The 18473-nt window shown below is 59.4% G+C and carries 15 protein-coding genes and 1 tRNA gene; 10 read left to right on the plus strand and 6 right to left on the minus strand.

What is annotated here, in order from left to right:
* The first annotated feature begins 803 nt into the window (after positions 1-803).
* A tRNA-Lys gene (locus tag FH061_RS27040) sits at positions 804-879 on the plus strand.
* A 368-nt stretch (positions 880-1247) separates the two neighbouring features.
* Complete coding sequence (locus tag FH061_RS27045; protein WP_151638946.1) at positions 1248-3452, plus strand: OsmC domain/YcaO domain-containing protein; 2205 nt, start codon at positions 1248-1250, stop codon at positions 3450-3452.
* Positions 3453-3679: 227 nt separating this feature from the next.
* Here FH061_RS27045 and FH061_RS27050 read toward each other — a convergent pair whose 3' ends face one another.
* On the minus strand, positions 3680-4834 hold the full coding sequence (locus tag FH061_RS27050) for a DNA polymerase Y family protein (protein ID WP_151638947.1): 1155 nt from the start codon (positions 4832-4834) through the stop codon (positions 3680-3682).
* Positions 4835-5313: 479 nt separating this feature from the next.
* On the opposite strand from FH061_RS27050, the gene FH061_RS27055 reads away from it, so the two are divergent.
* Positions 5314-6003, plus strand: coding sequence for a DUF4197 domain-containing protein (locus FH061_RS27055; RefSeq protein WP_151638948.1), 690 nt, complete (start codon positions 5314-5316; stop codon positions 6001-6003).
* Positions 6004-6027: 24 nt separating this feature from the next.
* Here the strand turns inward: FH061_RS27055 and FH061_RS27060 are convergent, their stop codons facing one another.
* The gene (locus tag FH061_RS27060) at positions 6028-6945 is read right to left on the minus strand and encodes a LysR substrate-binding domain-containing protein (protein WP_151638949.1); all 918 of its coding nucleotides are present in this window, start codon (positions 6943-6945) and stop codon (positions 6028-6030) included.
* Positions 6946-7046: 101 nt separating this feature from the next.
* Here FH061_RS27060 and FH061_RS27065 point away from each other — a divergent pair, with 101 nt between their 5' ends.
* Both FH061_RS27065 and dkgB read left to right on the plus strand, forming a co-directional pair.
* Entirely contained in the window at positions 7047-8249 is a 1203-nt protein-coding gene (locus FH061_RS27065; protein ID WP_151638950.1) for an MFS transporter, read from the plus strand.
* A gap of 51 nt (positions 8250-8300) precedes the next feature.
* Positions 8301-9104 (plus strand): 2,5-didehydrogluconate reductase DkgB, encoded by an 804-nt coding sequence (gene dkgB, locus FH061_RS27070; protein WP_192805277.1) that lies wholly within the window; start codon positions 8301-8303, stop codon positions 9102-9104.
* Positions 9105-9151: 47 nt separating this feature from the next.
* On the opposite strand, the gene FH061_RS31550 is transcribed toward dkgB, so the two are convergent.
* Positions 9152-9286: a hypothetical protein gene (locus FH061_RS31550; protein WP_264158761.1), complete on the minus strand. Its 135-nt coding sequence runs from the start codon at positions 9284-9286 to the stop codon at positions 9152-9154.
* 191 nt (positions 9287-9477) lie between these two features.
* Between FH061_RS31550 and fusA the strand changes: the two genes are divergently transcribed.
* Positions 9478-11556, plus strand: coding sequence for an elongation factor G (fusA, locus tag FH061_RS27075; RefSeq protein WP_151638952.1), 2079 nt, complete (start codon positions 9478-9480; stop codon positions 11554-11556).
* A gap of 84 nt (positions 11557-11640) precedes the next feature.
* On the opposite strand, the gene FH061_RS27080 is transcribed toward fusA, so the two are convergent.
* The gene (locus tag FH061_RS27080) at positions 11641-12675 is read right to left on the minus strand and encodes a Bug family tripartite tricarboxylate transporter substrate binding protein (RefSeq protein WP_225984916.1); all 1035 of its coding nucleotides are present in this window, start codon (positions 12673-12675) and stop codon (positions 11641-11643) included.
* A 126-nt stretch (positions 12676-12801) separates the two neighbouring features.
* Positions 12802-13593 (minus strand): 2-keto-4-pentenoate hydratase, encoded by a 792-nt coding sequence (locus FH061_RS27085; protein ID WP_151638953.1) that lies wholly within the window; start codon positions 13591-13593, stop codon positions 12802-12804.
* Positions 13594-13871: 278 nt separating this feature from the next.
* On the opposite strand from FH061_RS27085, the gene FH061_RS27090 reads away from it, so the two are divergent.
* The 4 genes from FH061_RS27090 to FH061_RS27105 all read left to right on the plus strand — a co-directional run bounded on the left by FH061_RS27090 (position 13872) and on the right by FH061_RS27105 (position 17146).
* Complete coding sequence (locus FH061_RS27090; RefSeq protein WP_151638954.1) at positions 13872-14687, plus strand: cysteine hydrolase family protein; 816 nt, start codon at positions 13872-13874, stop codon at positions 14685-14687.
* A gap of 179 nt (positions 14688-14866) precedes the next feature.
* Complete coding sequence (locus tag FH061_RS27095; RefSeq protein WP_225984917.1) at positions 14867-15346, plus strand: DUF3016 domain-containing protein; 480 nt, start codon at positions 14867-14869, stop codon at positions 15344-15346.
* A gap of 484 nt (positions 15347-15830) precedes the next feature.
* A complete protein-coding gene (locus tag FH061_RS31675) occupies positions 15831-16577 on the plus strand; it encodes a hypothetical protein (protein WP_318841055.1) in 747 nt (248 codons plus the stop codon).
* A 350-nt stretch (positions 16578-16927) separates the two neighbouring features.
* Complete coding sequence (locus tag FH061_RS27105) at positions 16928-17146, plus strand: hypothetical protein (RefSeq protein WP_151638955.1); 219 nt, start codon at positions 16928-16930, stop codon at positions 17144-17146.
* A gap of 5 nt (positions 17147-17151) precedes the next feature.
* Here FH061_RS27105 and corA read toward each other — a convergent pair whose 3' ends face one another.
* Positions 17152-18132, minus strand: a complete 981-nt coding sequence (corA, locus tag FH061_RS27110; protein ID WP_151638956.1) for a magnesium/cobalt transporter CorA — start codon at positions 18130-18132, stop codon at positions 17152-17154.
* Between the last annotated feature and the right edge of the window lie 341 nt (positions 18133-18473).

Below are 18473 nucleotides of genomic sequence, written 5' to 3' on the forward strand. Positions count from 1 at the left end.
ACTTCATGTTGTTTGAGCTTGCAGCTTGCGCCGCCGGCCCGCTTCATCAAGCGCCCACACTTATCGGTTGTTGGTTGTTAAAGACCTGTTGCCTGACAGAGCGTCGTGTCTGTCGCCGTCCACCTTATATAGGGTCCGGCTGGCGGGCTTCAAGGGTCGATATTGCGACTCCTGCTGCACCGTTTTGTCCCTGCCGCGCTTCGCTTTGTTTGCTGCGTTTCGCGACGGGAGCCGAACTATAGCAAAGGCTTTCGGCGACTGCCAACTATTTTTTTGTGGCGAAAAACCACAAGTGAAAGGCTTGCAATTCACCTCCTCGACCAAGGCATTTTGATGGCATCTGTATGCCGCTCGAAAGCTTTTCATGCTCACCGCATTTGATGCATTTCCAGCGATTTTCAACATCGACATCGTCCTGACCGCAAAGCGGAAATCCCGATCTTAAAATTCCGGTGCTCGCCTTTTTCAGTCGTGCAACGAAATAAGCCGCGCAAACTTGGTGACTGCCGATACAAGTCGACTTGAGTAGAGTGAGTAGACATGGTTTTCGTTTTTTACTATCGACGATGCGTTCATTTCATCATTGTGGACAATCAGCATCGTACCGGCGATGTTGTTGCATATGGCCGGTCAAGGCGCCATCACCAAGAGATCCTATTAAAATGACAATAACAGTGCGCACCGGCAAAGACACTATAGAGGTAAGGCAAGGCGGCACAATGCGGGAGCGGTATGCTGATAGACTCACTAAGTTCGAGAACCATTTTGGCAAGCCGGCAATTTCTGGTATAGTTCCGCGCTTCGGGTCGTTAGCTCAGCTGGTAGAGCAGCGGACTTTTAATCCGTTGGTCGCAGGTTCGAATCCCGCACGGCCTACCAAGTACAAGCGAAAAAGCCAGCCTTCACAGGTTGGCTTTTTTGTTTTCTGGTTCATTTCCCGTCATAGTCGCCTTCAAGCACATCCGCGAGTACATGATGCATCCCATAGGAACGTACAGGGGCATCAGGGCTAGTCGGCTTCGATGTCCGTGACGACCGGGGCCGGCCACAGGCCACATTGCGCAGTATGCACGGCACGCACAGGCTTGGCCGTCTCTTCTGAATAAAAGTCGTGCCGTCCGATCGAGTGGCTCTCCTGTTCCCTGCGAAGACGTGGCGTACAGCCTATCACCCCCGCTGCCGTACGGGCTACAAAAGAGCGGATAATGGCGGCTAAATCACTCTAGGCACTATTTTGGAATTCTCCCATGGAAATTAAGGTTAACTTTCTCGACAAGCTTCGTCTCGAAGCGAAGTTTGATGATTTCACGGTCATAGCCGACCAGCCTATCCGCTATAAGGGCGATGGTTCGGCGCCCGGTCCTTTCGATTACTTCCTGGCCTCGTCAGCCTTGTGTGCCGCTTATTTTGTGAAGTTGTATTGCGTAACCCGCAATATTCCTACTGAAAATATCCGGTTGTCCCAGAATAATATTGTCGATCCGGAAAACCGTTATCAGCAGATCTTCAAGATTCAGGTCGAGTTGCCGTCGGATATTTCGGCCAAGGACCGCCAGGGTATCTTGCGGTCGATCGACCGTTGTACGGTGAAAAAAGTGGTGCAAGCCGGGCCCGAGTTCGTGATCGAGGAGGTCGAGAGCCTGGATGCCGATGCTCAAGCCTTGCTGACGCTGAAGCCTGCTTCCGATGCGGGTACCTATATTACGGGCAAGGACCTGCCCCTGGAACAAACCATCGCCAATATGTCCGGAGTCCTGGCAGGCTTGGGCATGAAGATCGAAATTGCTTCATGGCGCAATATCGTTCCGAATGTCTGGTCCTTGCATATCCGCGATGCGCATTCGCCGATGTGTTTCACCAATGGCAAGGGATCGACCAAAGAGAGCGCGCTGGCGTCGGCATTGGGAGAGTTTATCGAGCGGCTGAATTGCAACCATTTCTATAGCGGTACGTTTTGGGGCGAAGACATCGCCAATGCGGCGTTTGTCCATTATCCGAACGAGCGCTGGTTCAAGCCCGGCCCTGAGGATGCGCTGCCGGCGGAGATTCTCGATGAATACTGCCTGCCCATCTACGATCCCGATGGTGAATTACGTGGCTCGCACTTGTACGACACCAACTCGGGAAATGTGGAACGCGGTATCTGCTCGCTGCCGTATGTGCGGCAGTCCGATGGCGAAGTGGTGTATTTCCCGTCGAACCTCGTCGAGAATCTCTACGGCAGCAATGGCATGAGCGCTGGTAATACGCTGGCCGAAGCGCAGGTGCAATGCCTGTCCGAGATTTTTGAACGGGCGGTAAAGCGCGAAATCCTCGAAAGCGAAATGGCACTGCCAGATGTGCCGTACGAGGTACTGGCGAAATACCCTGGCATTCTCGCCGGTATCCAGGGCTTGGAAGAGCAAGGCTTTCCGGTGCTGGTAAAGGATGCATCGCTGGGCGGAGTCTACCCGGTGATGTGCGTCACCTTGATGAACCCGCGAACCGGCGGCGTCTTTGCTTCGTTCGGCGCGCACCCGAGCTTCGAAGTTGCGCTGGAGCGGAGCCTGACCGAATTGCTCCAGGGCCGCAGTTTTGAAGGCCTGAACGATTTGCCTCAGCCCACCTTTGTCAGTAACGCAGTGACTGAGCCAAATAACTTTGTCGAACACTTCATTGATTCCAGCGGTGTGGTGTCGTGGCGCTTTTTCAGCGCCAAGGCGAATTTCGATTTCGTTGAGTGGGACTTTTCCGGCCATGGTGAAAACTCCAATGCCGACGAAGCCGCGACCTTGCTCGGCATTCTCGAAGAGATGGGCAAAGAAGTGTACATGGCAGTGTATGACCAGCTAGGCGCCGTTGCCTGCCGCATCCTGGTGCCCGGCTATTCGGAAGTTTTCCCCATGGAAGATTTGATCTGGGACAACACCAACAAGGCGCTGCTGTTCCGCGCGGATATCCTGAACTTGCATCGCCTCGACGACGCGAGCCTGGAAGCGCTGCTTGGACGTTTGGAGAACAGTGAGCTTGATGAGTACTCCGACATCGCCACGTTGATCGGCATCGAGTTTGACGAGAATACGGAATGGGGGCAGTTGACGGTTCTCGAGTTGAAGCTGCTTATTCATCTCGCCTTGCGGCAATTTGAAGCGGCGCACGAGCTGGTGGGCGCCTTCCTGCAGTACAACGACAACACGGTTGAGCGCGGACTGTTTTATCAAGCCTTGAACGTGGTGCTGGAGGTGCTGCTCGATGACGACCTGGAACTGGACGATTACGTGGCGAATTTCCGGCGTATGTTTGGCAATCCGCGGATGGATGCGGTGCTGGGATCAGTGGACGGCAGCGTGCGCTTCTTCGGCTTGACGCCGACGAGCATGAAACTGGACGGACTCGACAGGCACCAGCGCCTGATCGACAGCTACAACAAACTGCATATGGCGCGGGCCAGTGGGGCGGCCGCATCCCGCTAGGCTGGAAGGAAGGTATGGGAAATAGCTTCCTTGCATAGTCGCGCGCCGTGGAAAACGTCACCCCAATAACCGTTGGGGTCATTGCAAATGGATGAAACTCAAGCCGGCATTCCACTGCCGGCGGAGCAGACCGGCTGATTGCGGGAGTACTCTCCGGTCAAGACGTACGCATGGGATACGCGAGGCAACGCAACGCCGAAACGTTCGCAGCCCTCGTTGAATGCAGCTTACTCAAACAAATCCGCTTGGCGAAACAATTGCAGCTTGGTCGAATCACTTCTTTCCAGCGCCGACACCTTCACGCCGAGCAATCTGATCCTTTGATTCAGTTTTATTCTTTTAAGACACTCCGTGGCCGCACGCCTTATCACTAAGGCATCGTCCGTCAATTCGGGAAGGCTGTAATCCCGGGTGACAGTTTGAAAATCCTGAAACCGCAGCTTGATTCCGACTGTTCGACCGACATAGCCCTTGCGCTTGAGATCTTCCGATACGCGTATGCACAGGTCGGTAAAGATCTCTCCGAGCCGCCCGCGGTCGCCCTTCGGATGCAAATCCCTATCGAAGGTTGTCTCGCGGCTCATGCTTTTACTCTCGCGCTCGGTTGTGACCGGACGTCGATCGACACCATGCGCGGCGCGCAGCAGCCATTCGCTGTAAGTCCGGCCGAAAGCCTCCTGAAGAAGGGCGGGATCGGCCTTGGCCAATTCGCCGATGGTCATGATTCCCAAGGCATTGAGCTTGGCAGAAGCCTTTGGGCCGATGCCATTTACCTTGCTCACAGCCAGCGGCCAGATAATGTCGGGGATGGCTGACATCGGCACGACCGTGAGACCGTTCGGCTTCTGCAGGTCACTTGCAATCTTGGCTACGAGCTTGGAGTGCGCAATTCCTACGGAACAGGTCAGTCCTCCGGTTGCGTCCGTGACCGCGTGCTTGATGCTTCGAGCGATGGCGAGAACGTCACCCGGTATGCCATTCAAGTCGACATAGATTTCATCGATGCCGACATCCTGGATAGTCGATGCGATGGTCCTGACCGCGTTCTTGAACAGGGCGGAGTAATGTTTATAACGCTGGAAGTCGGTCGGCAGCAGTACGGCTTCTGGCGCAAGCTTGGCGGATTTCATCAAGCCCATGCCTGAAAATACGCCGAGCGCCCTCGCTTCGTAGGTTGCGGTAGTGACCACGCCGCGGCCGACATAGTCTTTCAACCGTGCGTATTGCCTGGTCCCGTCGGGCATTAGTCTGGGCTGATGCCTGCTCCCGCCGCCTACCACGGCCGCCACGCCCTTCAGATCAGGGTAGCGGAGGATCTCTGTCGAGACGAAGTAGCTGTCCATGTCAATGTGACAGATGCGCGGTGCATTCAGGTCATCCATATCAACGCTCACGCAAAGGCCCATCGCTCTCTAAACAAGTCATGCCGCGGCCCCGATGCCTGACGGCGTACAACGTAAAAACGTCTTCCGCCCGGATTATATCGGTCCGTACAGGAAGTTTCGAGATGCGGCAGATGTCAATGCTGTGGCCAGGATGACAAGTCGTGAGCGCCCTTTACCGACGGACGGAACAGGCTATGCCGGATAGTATCCTTGGAGCCGCTGTCACGCTCACGCACCATTTGCAATTGCAATTGCTGTGCTTCGGGAAGTCTGTCATTCATCTGTCTCGACATCGGTCCCTGATCAAGGAATGACAGCTGCGGCGCGTCATGCATGATCTGTCAGGGCAATGCTCCACAAAGCGGGCAGTGTAAAGCAAGGCTGCAATTACTCAGCAAGGCATCCTCTCTGGCTGTAACGGGTGGATCGGCGTAGACTCGGACTTCCGCACAACTCATTCTCTTTCACGGTCTGCAATGCCAATCTTCTCACTTCGAAAGTCGGTCCTGTTGCCGCTTTATCTTGTTGCGTCAAGCGCTATCGCCGTTTCAATGGCGGACCTGTCGAACAAGGACGCAACCACCGGCTTGAAAACCGCCCTCGAAAAAGGCGCCAATGCCGCAGTCAGCCAGCTGGGAGTCCAAGACGGCTTTCTGGGCAACGACAAGGTCAAAATCCAGTTGCCGCCCATTCTTGAAAAGGCACGGCCTTTGGTCAAGATGGCGGGCCGCGGGCAGCAGCTCGACGAGCTGGTCGTATCGATGAACCGCGCGGCGGAAGAAGCGGTGCCGCTGGCCAAGCCGCTGCTGCTCAGTGCCGTCAAGTCGATGACGGTAACGGACGCAAAGCAGATACTGACGGGCGGCGATACCTCGGTCACGCAATTTTTCAGAGACAAGACCTCGACTCAGCTCGCCGAAAAGTTCATGCCGATCGTGAAGAAGGTTACCGATCGCTCCGCCCTTTCGACCCAATACAATGCCACGATGGGCCAGGTCGCCAAGCTCGGCATCGCGGGACAGCAGGTCACGGTCGAGGATTACGTCACGCAGCGGGCGCTCGATGGCTTGTTCACCATGATTGCGGAAGAAGAGAAAGCCATTCGCCAGGATCCGGTCGGTACCGGCAGCAAGATACTTGGCAAGGTGTTTGGCGCGATGCGATGAGCTGCTGATGCAGGAGCGCATCGTTCAGGCACGCATGCGCTCGTCGTCAAGAACTGAACCGGTCAAGCGCCGGGCCAGCAGATCCACCAGGGCGCTTACACGCGGGGCCAGTGCGCCCTGCTTGTAGAACACCGCCCACACGGGCTGCGACCATGGCAGGGTATCGCCTTCGAGTACGCTGACGAGGCGGCCGGCCGCACGGTCGGCATGCGTAAGAAAGTCGGCGAGGCAGGCAATGCCGGCGCCGGACAGTACCAGGTGGCGCAGGGTTTCTCCGCTGGAGGCAGCGATGGACGGCGTGATTGCATAACCTTCCCTGCCGTCGCACCGCAACGGCCAGATATTGAGGGATGCCGGCGCGGTGAAGCCGATGGTGCGATGCCTTCCCTCCAGTTCGGCCACATCTTTCGGCACACCATGCCGCGCAAGGTATTCCGGCGCGGCCAGCAGCCGCAGCCGGCTGGTGCCCAGCCGCCGGGCATTCAGCGTGGAATCGGCCAGGTTGCCGATGCGGATGGCCACATCGACCCGCTCCTCGATCAGGTCGATCACCGTTTCCCCGCTGACCAGTTCCAGCCTGAGCTTGGGATAAAGATCCAGGAATTCAGCGGCCAACGGGGCCACCAGGTGATCGAGCGCCGGCGTGGCGGCATTCAGGCGCACCACGCCGGACGGTTCGGCAAGATGCCCTGCGAGTTCTTCCTCGGTTTCCTGCAAATCGGCAAGGATCTGCCGCGCGCGGGACAACAGCCATTCGCCTTCCCGCGTCAGGTCCAGCCGCCGGGTGGTGCGGGTGATCAGCGTGACGCCAAGCTGCGTTTCAAGACGGGAAATGGTGCGGCTGATGCCCGACGGCGTCTGCCCGAGGCGCTCCGCAGCCGCGGAAAAGGAGCCGCTTTCTATCACCGCGACAAAGGCTGTCAAGGCATCGACATTCAGCATTTGTGACTCCGAGTCAAAAGTGTATTGTAGTCAACCCGCTGTTTGTCTGCGGGCGGAACGCGCACACTGCGAGCCATCGTTACTTCTTCAAGGAGAATTGCATGCCTCTCGCATTATGGGCGCTGACCCTGAGCGCGTTCGCCATCGGCACGACGGAATTCGTCATCGTCGGCCTCATCCCCACCATCGCCGCCAGCCTGCAGGTCTCGGTGCCGTCGGCCGGCTTGCTGGTCAGCTTGTATGCGCTGGGTGTGGCCGTCGGCGCGCCGGTGCTGACGGCGCTGACCGGCCGCGTCCCGCGCAAGCCATTGCTGCTTGGCCTGATGGCCCTGTTCACCCTGGGTAACCTGGTGGCCTGGATGGCGCCGGGATATTCGGCATTGATGGCTGCGCGCGTGCTGACCGGCCTGGCCCACGGCGTTTTCTTTTCGATCGGCTCGACCATTGCCACCGGCCTCGTACCGCGCGGGAAGGCGGCCAGCGCCATCGCGCTGATGTTTACGGGACTCACCGTGGCGCTGGTGACCGGCGTGCCGCTGGGCACCTTCATCGGACAAACCCTGGGCTGGCAGACCACCTTTCTCGCCGTGTCGATGCTCGGCGCGATCGCCTTCGTCGGCAGCCTGATCCTGGTGCCGGACACCATTGCCACGCCTCCTGCGGCATCGCTGGCCGGACAGTTTGCGGTTCTGAAGAAACCGCGCCTGCTCCTGGTCTATGCAATGACCGCACTCGGCTATGGCGGCTCCTTCATCGCCTTTACCTACCTGGCGCCGATGCTTCAGGAAGTCACCGGCTTTTCCGCATCGAGCGTCAGCCTCGTAATGCTCGTCTACGGCGTCTCGGTGGCCGCCGGCAATATCTGGGGCGGCAAGCTGGCCGACCACAAGGGACCGGTCCGGGCATTGCAGATCGTGTTCTCGCTGCTGGCCGCCGTCCTGTTCGTCTTCACGTTTACCGCCTCGCATCCATGGCTGGCGATCGCCACCGTGCTGGCCTGGGGAGCCGTGGCATTCGGCAACGTGCCGGGTCTTCAAGTCTACGTGGTGCAGCAGGCCGAGCGCCATGCGCCGCAGGCGGTGGATGTGGCCTCGGGGCTGAATATCGCCGCATTCAATCTCGGCATTGCGGGAGGAGCGTGGCTGGGCGGACTGGTTGTTGCGCGCTTCGGCCTGACGGCGACGCCATGGATCGGCGCGCTGGTGGTGGTGGCGGCAATCGGGCTGACCACGCTGGCGGGCAGGCTTGACCGCCGCAGCGGCGTGCCGGCCGCGGCCCGCCCCGCAGCCGTGACGGCGCATTAAGAGCCGGTCGACTTCAGATTATTTTTCATTTCTTTTGAAACAAGGAGCATCATGCAGATTCCATCCATCGGCCTGGGTACGTTCCGCCTGCAGGGACAGCAGGTCGTCGAATCGGTACGCAATGGTTTGACTGCGGGTTACCGGCATATCGACACTGCGCAAATCTACGGCAACGAAGCCGACATCGGTCCAGCGCTGGAAGCGAGCGGCATCCCGCGCGAAGACCTGTTCATCACGACCAAGATCTGGATTGAGAACATGGGCGCCGGCAAACTGGTCGCCAGTCTTGAGGAAAGCCTCGACAAACTGCGCGTGCGGCAGGTGGACCTGGCGCTCATCCATTGGCCATCGCCGGCAGACGCGGTGCCGGTCGCGGAAACGATGCATGCCCTGATGCAGGCGCGCGAGCGCGGATTGACACGGCTGATCGGCGTTTCCAACTTCACCGTCGCACACATGCAGCAAGCCATCGATGCGGTGGGTGCCGGCAATATCGCCACGAATCAGGTAGAGATTCATCCGTTCCTGCAAAACCGGCGGCTGGCCGCATTCGCGCGCAGCCAGGGCATCCACCTCACCGCATATATGCCGCTCGCCTACGGGCGGGTCATGCAGGATCCGATAGTACGGAAGATTGCCGCGCGCCATCGCGCGACGCCGGCACAGGTTGCGCTCGCCTGGCTGCTGCAGCAAGGATACGCTGTGATTCCCTCGTCCACGAAGATGGACAACCTGCGATCCAATCTCGCCGCGCTGGAGTTGCGCCTGACGGAAGAGGACCTCGCTCAAATCAAAGCCCTGGACCGCAACGAACGCATCGCCGATCCCGGCTTTGCGCCGGAATGGGATGCCTGATGCTGATCTGACGTTGCCTTGCTGGAGTTTTCCGGTCAGGAGTGGTGTCAGCTCGGGTCGCCGGTTTTGGGAGAGCCGGTGCAGTTGGCCATGTCGTCGGCCGCCGGGGCGCGCATATCGACTGCGCCGGCGGAACCGGCAAAGGCGGCAAATGCGAGCAGGGCAAGGAGAACGCGCTTCATAAAACCTCCACGGGCAATTGGACGATTTTTCAGTATAGGCAGGAAGCTTGCGCATGCAAGCCGGATGTGGCCACGCCTGCATCCCTTGCCTGATTTCTTTGCCCATTCCGCAAACGCCAGCGATAATGGAGACATCTTCAGCTGCATCTCCTTTCATTTCCTTTACGCTTCGTTGCAGGAAGGAATCGACCATGCCGTACAGTACTGAAGCCATTCGCAATATCGCGCTTGTCGGGCACGGCGGATGCGGCAAGACAACGCTTGTCGACACGCTCCTGCAGGCAGCCGGCACATCACGCGGCCACGGGGGAAACAACGGAAGCGGCGGAAACGGGGCTGCGGAACGAACCAACATGGTTGCCGGTTACGATCCGCTCGAGCGCAAGTATCGGCATTCGCTGTTCACCACGCCAAGCTATATCGATTACCGGGACGTGCGCATCCACCTGCTGGATACGCCGGGGTATCCGGACTTCATCGGACAGGCGATCAGCGCCCTCCCCGCAGCCGACACCGCGGCGGTGGTCATCGACGCGCAAAGCGGAATAGAAATGATGACCTCGCGCATGATGGAACTGGCCGGCGCACGCGGCATGTGCCGGCTGATCATCATCAGCAAGATCGATACGCCCGGCATCGACCTGCCTGCGCTGGTGCTGCGCATCCAGGAACTGTTCGGAAGGGAATGCCTTCCCATCAATCTGCCGGCGGCCGGCGCGCATGAAGTCGCCGACTGCTTCTTCCAGCCGGACGGCGATGCGGACTTCTCCACCGTGGCCGCTGCGCACAGGGCGTTGATGGACCAGGTGGTCGAAGTCGACGCCGCATTCATGGAAACCTATCTCGACCAGGGGGACATCGATCCCGAAATCCTGCACGCGCCGTTCGAGCAGGCCCTGCGCGAGGGCCATCTGATACCGGTCTGCTTCGTCTCCGCACAGACCGGCGCGGGGATTGCGCAATTGCTGGATATCTTCGCCCGCCTGATGCCCAATCCTGCCGAATGCAACCCGCCGGTCTTCTACCAGGATACTCCCGGGCAGCCGCAGGCGCGGAAGCGGATTCACGCGGTGCCCGACCCGGCTCAGCATGTGCTGGCCCATGTCTTCAGAATCGCGGCGGATCCCTATGTCGGCAAGGTTGGCATGTTCCGGATTCATCAGGGCACCGTGCGCCGTGACGGCACGCTTTACATCGGCGATCAGCGCAAGCCCTTTCGCGTGTCCCACTTGTACAAGCTGCAGGGAAAGGAGCAGATCGAAGTGCAGCAAGGCGTGCCGGGCGACATCTGCGCGGTCGCGCGCATCGACGACATTTTCTATGACGCCATCCTGCATGACGCCGCCGAGGATGCGCATATCCACCTCGAACCGATTCCTCTGCCGCAGCCGATCTACGGCCTGTCCATCGAGCCGCGCAAGCGCGGCGATGAGCAGCGCCTGTGGGACATCCTGCAGAAGCTTTGCGCGGAAGATCCCTGCCTGCGTGTCGACCGCATGATGAGCACCGGCGAAACCGTGATGTCGGGCCTGGGGGAGCTGCATCTGCGCAGCGTGCTGGACCGCATGACCGAAATGTACAAGACCGAGGTCATCACGCATCCGCCGAAAATCGCCTATCGCGAAACCATCGCCGCGGTCGCCGAGGGGCATTACCGGCACAAGAAGCAGAGCGGCGGCGCTGGCCAGTTCGGCGAAGTGTTCCTGAAAGTCGAGCCGCTGCCTCGCGGGTCGGGCTTTGAATTCGTCGATGCGGTAAAGGGTGGAGTCATCCCGCGGCAGTTCCTGCCCGCCGTCGAGAAAGGGATACTGCAGGCGATGGAAGCCGGGCCGGTGGCCGGCTATCCGATGCAGGATGTGCGGGTAACCGTCCACGACGGCAAGAGCCATTCCGTCGATTCCAAGGAAATCGCATTCATCGTGGCGGGCCGCAAGGCGTTCCGGGATGCGGTGATGAAAGCCAGGCCGTTGCTGCTTGAGCCTGTGGTCAGCATTGAAGTAACGGGGCCGGAAGAAAACATGGGCGACATCACCGCCGATCTCTCGGTGCGGCGCGGGCAGATCAGCGGCATGCGCAGGGGCCATGGCGACAGCGCACTGGTAAGCGGACTGATCCCGCTATCCGAACTCAACGGCTATCAATCGCGCCTGCATTCCTCCACCGCCGGCCGCGGCGGCTATACCATCAGCTTCAGCCACTATGAAGCGGTGCCGCCGGCCATGCAGCAGCGCATGGCGGGACAGTACAAGGAAGTGGCGGACGAAGCGTGAGCCGCCGGGTATACCGCGCATGACGGCACGACAGCATGATGGCGATTTCATGCCGTCATGATTTCAGGCGTTCATGACGGCCGGTTATTCGATCGTCACGCCTGCCTGCTTCACGATGTCTTTCATGCTGCGGTAATCGCCCTGCAGCAGGGTGGAAAATTTTTCCGGCGTCATCGCCTGCGGCTCCGCGCCCTGCGCATGGATTGCCTTCTTCATTTCCGGTGTCTCAAGCAGGCGGTTGACTTCCTTGTTGAGGCGCACAACCACATCTTTCGGCGCGCCGGCCGGCATGAACACGCCATACCAGGTGCTGACATCGAAGCCCTTGTAGCCGGATTCCGCCACGGTGGGCACGTCCGGCAGCGAGGTGCTGCGCGCAGCGGAGGTCACCGCGAGCGCCCTGAGCTTGCCGGAGCGGATCTGGCTTAAAGCCGACGGCACCGACGACAGTGCGAGGTCGAGCGTGCCGCCCATCACATCGGTCATTGCCGCGCTCGATCCCTTGTAAGGCACATGCACCAGCTTGATGCCGGCGGCGTTGTTCAGCGCTTCCCCGGCGAGATGGATGGTGGTTCCGTTTCCGGGCGAACCGTAGGGGATGGTTCCGGGCGCGGCGCGCGCGGCGGTCACCACATCGGCAAGCGTCTTGAACTTGGAGTTGGCCGAGGTGACGATGACGACCGGCGTATAGGCCACATGGGCCACGGGCGTCAGATCCTTTGTCGGCTCATAGGACAGGCTTTTGTAGAGCCAGGGCGCGACGGCCATGTTGTCCTTCTGTCCCATCACCATGGTGTAGCCGTTCGGCGTGGCCTTGGCGGCTTCCGCAATGCCGATGGTTCCGCCGGCGCCGGGGCGGTTTTCGGCGACGATAGTCCATTTGTTGGTTTCGGCAAGTTTGTTCGATACCAGCCGCGACAGGATGTCCGTACCGCCGCCGGGCGGGAATGGAATCAGCATCTTGATCGGGGCCGTTGGCCAGGTCTGCGCCTGCTGGGCCTGCTGGGCATACGCCGCATGGCTGCCGCAGGCAAGCACGGTGGCGACCAGGAGGGTCTTGAACCGCCGGGATTGCCCGGCGTACTTTGCGCAATGCATGGTTTGGTTGGAGGAAGACATGGGATTAGGGGATTGGGTCTGGCGGTGCATGTTGCAGATATGAAAGGCCCGCGCATGCGCAGGCAGGTTGTCGATCCCGGTATTATATTGTTCATTCGCCCAGGGTTTCTGCGCGAATGGAAGGCGTCAGGTCCGCGCGGCGATGATGCGGGCGGTGATCCGCACTTGCCCGCCAAACGTGACCAGCACATGATCGCCCGCCTTGACCGGGTGAATACCCGTGGTGGCGCCGCTGGAAACCCATTCGCCCGCATTAAGTGTGCGTCCGCGCTTCTTCAGTGTCTCGGCAAGAAACGCCACGGCGGCGAGCGGTCCGCCCGGCACGCGCATGGCCCCGCCGCTGCCGACGCTTGCGCCATTGACGAAGGTCTCCGAGATTCCGCGGGCAGGATCGGCAAGCAGTTCCATTCCCAATGCCGGCCCGACGACCATGCCGCTGTTGTTGCCGAAGTCGGATGCCACGGCGCCCGGGCCCAGAGCGCTGAGGCTGGCCAGCGGGCTGCCGGCGAGTTCGATCGCCGCATGCACGCCATCCACGTAAGGCAGCAGCTCCGATGGATCGGCAAACCTGGCTTCCAGAGGAATGGTTCGTCCAATCCGCAATGCAAACTCGGCTTCCACCGCCGCATATCCGCCGTCGATGACGGGAATCTCCACCTCCGCCTCTGCGGCATGCCACACCGCTTTCTCGAATACCGGGCCGATGACGCGTTCGGCAGGATAGGTTTCGCGCCATGCAGGCTGGATCATTGCGACCTTCCAGCCCGCCACCCGGTCGGGCCAGGCGCCGATGCTCATGTCCTGAATCGCATACGCGCTCTCCAGGTCTGCTGGAACGGTGCCGCCGGGATAGGCGGGCAATGCCTTGCCATCGAGCCGGGCCTGCCTGAAGCTTGCGGATATGTCTTGTGGTGTCATGCTCAATTCCTTGTGTAAGCTGTGCCAATCGTGACTGCGCATCATGGATCGATATGGCTTGTGAGTGGTCTACTTTTTGAAAGAATGCTTTCCGGCGCCCGCTGGACACGGCAACTGCGGTCAGATGAACAGAGATGCGCATGAAGGCCGGGAAGCTGCGGGTGCCAGTGTAACCGCGCCGGGCCATTTTCTGCAGGCCGCCTGCTTCTTCAAGCGGAGAGCTGCAAAATGAGCGAACGCCATGCAGGTCACGCCGATTCACGGGAATGGAAGAAAACATGAATATCAGGCTTCTCATCATCGATCCGCAGAACGACTTTTGCGACATTCCGGGAGCGGCATTGCCGGTACCCGGCGCCGACGCCGACATGAAGCGCCTCGCCGCATTCATCGGCCGCCACGGGCAACGGATTTCCGGAATTACCGTGACGCTCGATTCCCATGCCAGCGTTGCCGTCGAACGCACCAGCTTCTGGAAAAGAGGTGACGGAAGCGAAGTGCCGGCTTTCACCGAAGTGAGCGCCGCCGATGTGCGGGCGCACAGGTTTCTGCCCCGCAATGAAGCCCTGACCGAAAAAGTGCTGCGCATGCTTGAGCAACTCGAAGCGGGCAAGCGTTACAAGCTGATGGTCTGGCCGGTGCATTGCGTTACCGGGACCTGGGGCCACAATATCCATCCGGCCGTGGCGGAAAGCCTCGCCCAGTGGGAATTCCTGCACCAGGCATCGGTACGCAAGGTGCTCAAGGGTGAGTATTTGCTGTCGGAACACTATGGCGTCTTCGAGGCCGAGGTGCCGTTCGAGGACGAGGAAAGCACGCAATTCAATCGCAAGCTGGCCCTATCCCTGATCAGCGATGCGGACCTGCTGCTGGTGGCAGGCGAAGCTTCAAGTCATTGCGTCAGCGCGAGCGTGGAGCAGTTGCTGCGCTTCGTCGGCGGACAGCGGGAGCATTCGCCGCGCATTGTGCTGCTGAGCGACTGCATGAGCCCGGTGACGGGATTCGAGGCGGGCGAGCGCGCATTCTTCGAACACGCGCAGGCGCATGGCGTGCAGCGCATGCCGGTGGAGGCGGTTGTCTCGCTTTTTCAATAAGGTCGGCCGCGGTGCCGGTAGTCACCCACGAAGTCAGCCGGGAATCGCCTGTCATTGGAAACTCACCGCTTCAGGCCAGAACGGAATCATGGTTACGGCGTCCAAACGCTGAAAGCCGGTTCGGCCGGCATCACTCCCCTTTCATCAAGATGATGTATCCCTCTTCCAGGCGCCTCGCCTTGCTGGCACTAACCGCGGCAATGCTGCTTTCGGGTTTGAATGCAGTCGCCGGCGAGACGAAGGTAGGCTTCATACAGCCGGAAAACTTTACCGATGCGCGGCTGAACCGGCAGGCTCCCGGTGCGGACGCAATCGTTCTGGCGACCCTGGAGCGCCATCTGCAGCAGCTGGGCAGCCGATGCCTGCATCAAGGTCATTCACTGGAAATTCGCATTCATGACATCGACCTGGCAGGCCAGGTCGAATGGTGGCAAGGGCCGTCCCGGCAGAACCGCACCATGCGCGAAATTACCTGGCCGCGCATCATGCTTACCTATGTGCTGCAGCGTGACGGCCACGCGGCGGCAGAAACGCAGGAAGACATCCGTGATATCGAATACCTCCTGCGCAGCCACCACCTGCGCGGCGAAAGCACGCCGCTGCCTTATGAACGCGCAATGCTCACCCGCTGGTTTGAACAGCGATTCTGCGGAAAATGATGCGGCAACCTGGCTGCGGCAACAATGCTGCGCTTCTCCGTAGCGCCATGCATCGGCCGGGCTGAAGGAAGTGAAGACGTCTTGCCGCTCCTCCCCCTCCCACAACATGGTCAATGAACGACAATCCTTGCCCAAATCATATGTATGCCTATACAGTACCCACATGGAATGGGTAAAATCCAATCCGGCTGAACTCAGGATGTTTCATGCCCTCAAATGTCCCTTGGCGTCCCCCAGGGTCATTTGCGGCAGCCTTGGGACGGTTGACAATATTGACAAGGATCCGCGGGCAGCAAACGCACGCAGTGCAGGATCGGCATGATCGGACATCGGAACGGCGTCCGGACTTTAGGGAAGGTCGATGAAGCGAAGGAAAACTTTCCAGCATCCGGATCAAATGGAGCTGGGCCTGTTATTTGACTCCGGGTCAGTCTCCGAATCGGTCGGCATAGGTGCCACGCATGCCTCGCCCGGGGATGACCGGATGTCTGCCGCGACGGAACCCGACGCGGCGTCCGCTCCTGCCGAACAGCGGCCCAGACAGCAACGGCAGAAAAGAAAGGCCGGGAAACATACGGAAAGCGAACCGGAATTCGCGCTGCTGCACGAGGCAGGCTGGCAGGCGCAGGAACCGCCGTCATTGCTCCCCGTGACAGAAGTGGAAACAAGGACAGGCACGGAGCTGGCGATCGAACCGGAATCTGCAGATCTGGAACAGGAAGGCGAAGGAAATTCGGAGCCGGAGTCCGGGCCCGAACCGTCAGAGCCCGGTATTCAGGAACCTCGGCACTGGTCCGACGACACCTGGACGGTGCGCGTCATCAGAAACGAAGCCAATAATGGCTGGGCCGCGGAAATCCAGAGGAACGGCGAATCCGAGCCTGCATTGGTCTGTCCCTGGGAGCTTGACCGGGACAAGATTCATCCCAAGCCGCTGGACGGCTCCGCGTTCGAAACGCTCATCAGAACCGCAACAGACATGCGTCGCCGGCAGGAACGTCAGCTGCAGGCCATGCTTCACAAGAGCGTGATGGTACAAACCCGATCGGCTGTCATTACCGTTACGCTGGATATTGTTCCCGATGACGATGATTCCTACGCGGTGCTAGCGGCCTGTGATGAAGCGGGAGAGGAGCTTGCCAAAGTCCGCGTCGCTGCCGGCTTCAGGCTGAGCAAGCAGGTTGCATCCGCATGGGTCGACAGCGGTTATCGGAAGGTTGATCGGCGGTAGGGCTGATTGCAGATGAGCGCGGACCGCGCAGTCTAGAGCGGATTGCAGGTGATATATGGAAGAATCGGTTTGCCCTGGGGTGCAGGGCAAGGCGGGAGGAGCGCCGTGTGGCGGGCCACACCAGCGACGAACAACGCGGCCATGCGCCCAGGGCAAGCCGAGGCGACCGAACATTCATCTGCAATCCGCTCTAGCCACGGGCGCTACCGCATTGACCGCAGTGACGCTGGATCAGCCGGCATGTTTGAAAATGTTCATGCTTATGCTGAATTCCTGTTGAATTATCGGGCGAATTCCCCAACACTGGCACGAAGGTAGCTTGCAGTTTTCATTCATTCGAGGAGAGTGCCATGAACAACGCGAAACCGCAGTTTTCGGAAAAAGACATCCTGCTTCTGAACGCCGCCTCCGATCTTTCAAAGGCACAATTGAAACGTGCGGTGGCCATTGTCGGTGAAGTGACAGGACGCGAAGGCAATGAGGTCGACACCTCCCTGGTCGGCGCCATGGCGCAGGTGCTGGCGATGAACTATACCGCCCTGCTGAGGAACAGCACCGCCGCGGATTGATCCGGTTACAACCACCCCGCCTTCCTGAAGCGTCGATGCAGTGCCACGCAGCCGACCACGATGATGCCCAGCACGGCGGGATAACCCCATCTCCATTCCAGTTCCGGCATGAACTTGAAGTTCATGCCGTAGAGACTGAAGAGCATGGTCGGTACTGCAAGGATCGCTCCCCAGCCTGCCAGCCGCTTGACGACTTCATTCTGGCGGATGGTTACCTGCGCAAGTGCGACCTGCATCGCCGCATTGATCATTTCCTGCATCCGGTCGCTTGTTTGCAAGATGCGCGCGACGTGATCAAGAACATCGCGGAAATAGACGCGAATATCCTTGGGAATGATTTCGTTATGAAAGCGCAGCAGCCGCGTGCACATGTCGACCAGCGGCGATGCGGCGCCCTGCAGCACCAGAAGCCTGTTCTTGAGTTGATAGAAATCGGGCAGGCTGTCTTTTTGCGAGCCGGGGGTGAAGAGCTCCTGTTCATCCCGGCGGAACTGCTCCTGCAGAAAATCGAGCGCCGGCTGATATTGGTCGACAATGAAATCGACAATCGCATAAAGCACGAAGCCCGGTCCCTTCGCAAGGCGGTCGGGCATGCTCTCGCAATGTTCGCGTACCGCCTTGTATCCGGCGGAAGGGCCATGACGCACGGTTAGAACAAAGCGGGGTCCGACGAAGATATGCGTCTCGCCGATTTCAATCGCGTTCGGCACGAGATGAACGGTATGCAGGACCATGAAGATCGTCTCTCCGTACTCCTCCAGTTTCGGCCGCTGGTGCGCATTGCGGGCATCTTCGATCGCGAGTTCATGCAGATTGAACTCTTCCTTCATCTTCAGCAAAAGCGCATCGTCCGGTTCAACCAGGCCGACCCAGACGAAGGTATCGTCTTCAAGCAGAACATTGCTGATTTCCTCGATGCGGATATCCCCCAGCTTGAAGCCGTTCCGGTATGCGGTGCAATTGACGACCGTGGTTTGCATGTCCATTGTTATTCTAATGTTTTCGCACTGGAAGCTGATGTGCCTGCCCTTCCCAGCGGCCCATTGTATTCGATCCTGTTTTGCCGCTGGACACAGTGCGGAACCAAACGATAGCGATGTTGATCAGCATCATCATCGACCATGCCTCGTCGGTGCCGTCCGGGCTGATGCACTCCCATCTCCACAATGATCCAGGCTTTGGCTTGACGATATGAAACAACCCTTGGATTAATACCCGGAGTGAGCGATTTACTCTGTTTGCCGCCTTGAAATAGAAGGATGAGCTTTCTAGTCTTGTTTCATGACGCGCATGAACACGTTATCCACTTCATGCATTCCGTTCGGAA

Source organism: Noviherbaspirillum aerium (genome assembly GCF_008929045.1).
Classification (GTDB): domain Bacteria; phylum Pseudomonadota; class Gammaproteobacteria; order Burkholderiales; family Burkholderiaceae_D; genus Noviherbaspirillum; species Noviherbaspirillum aerium.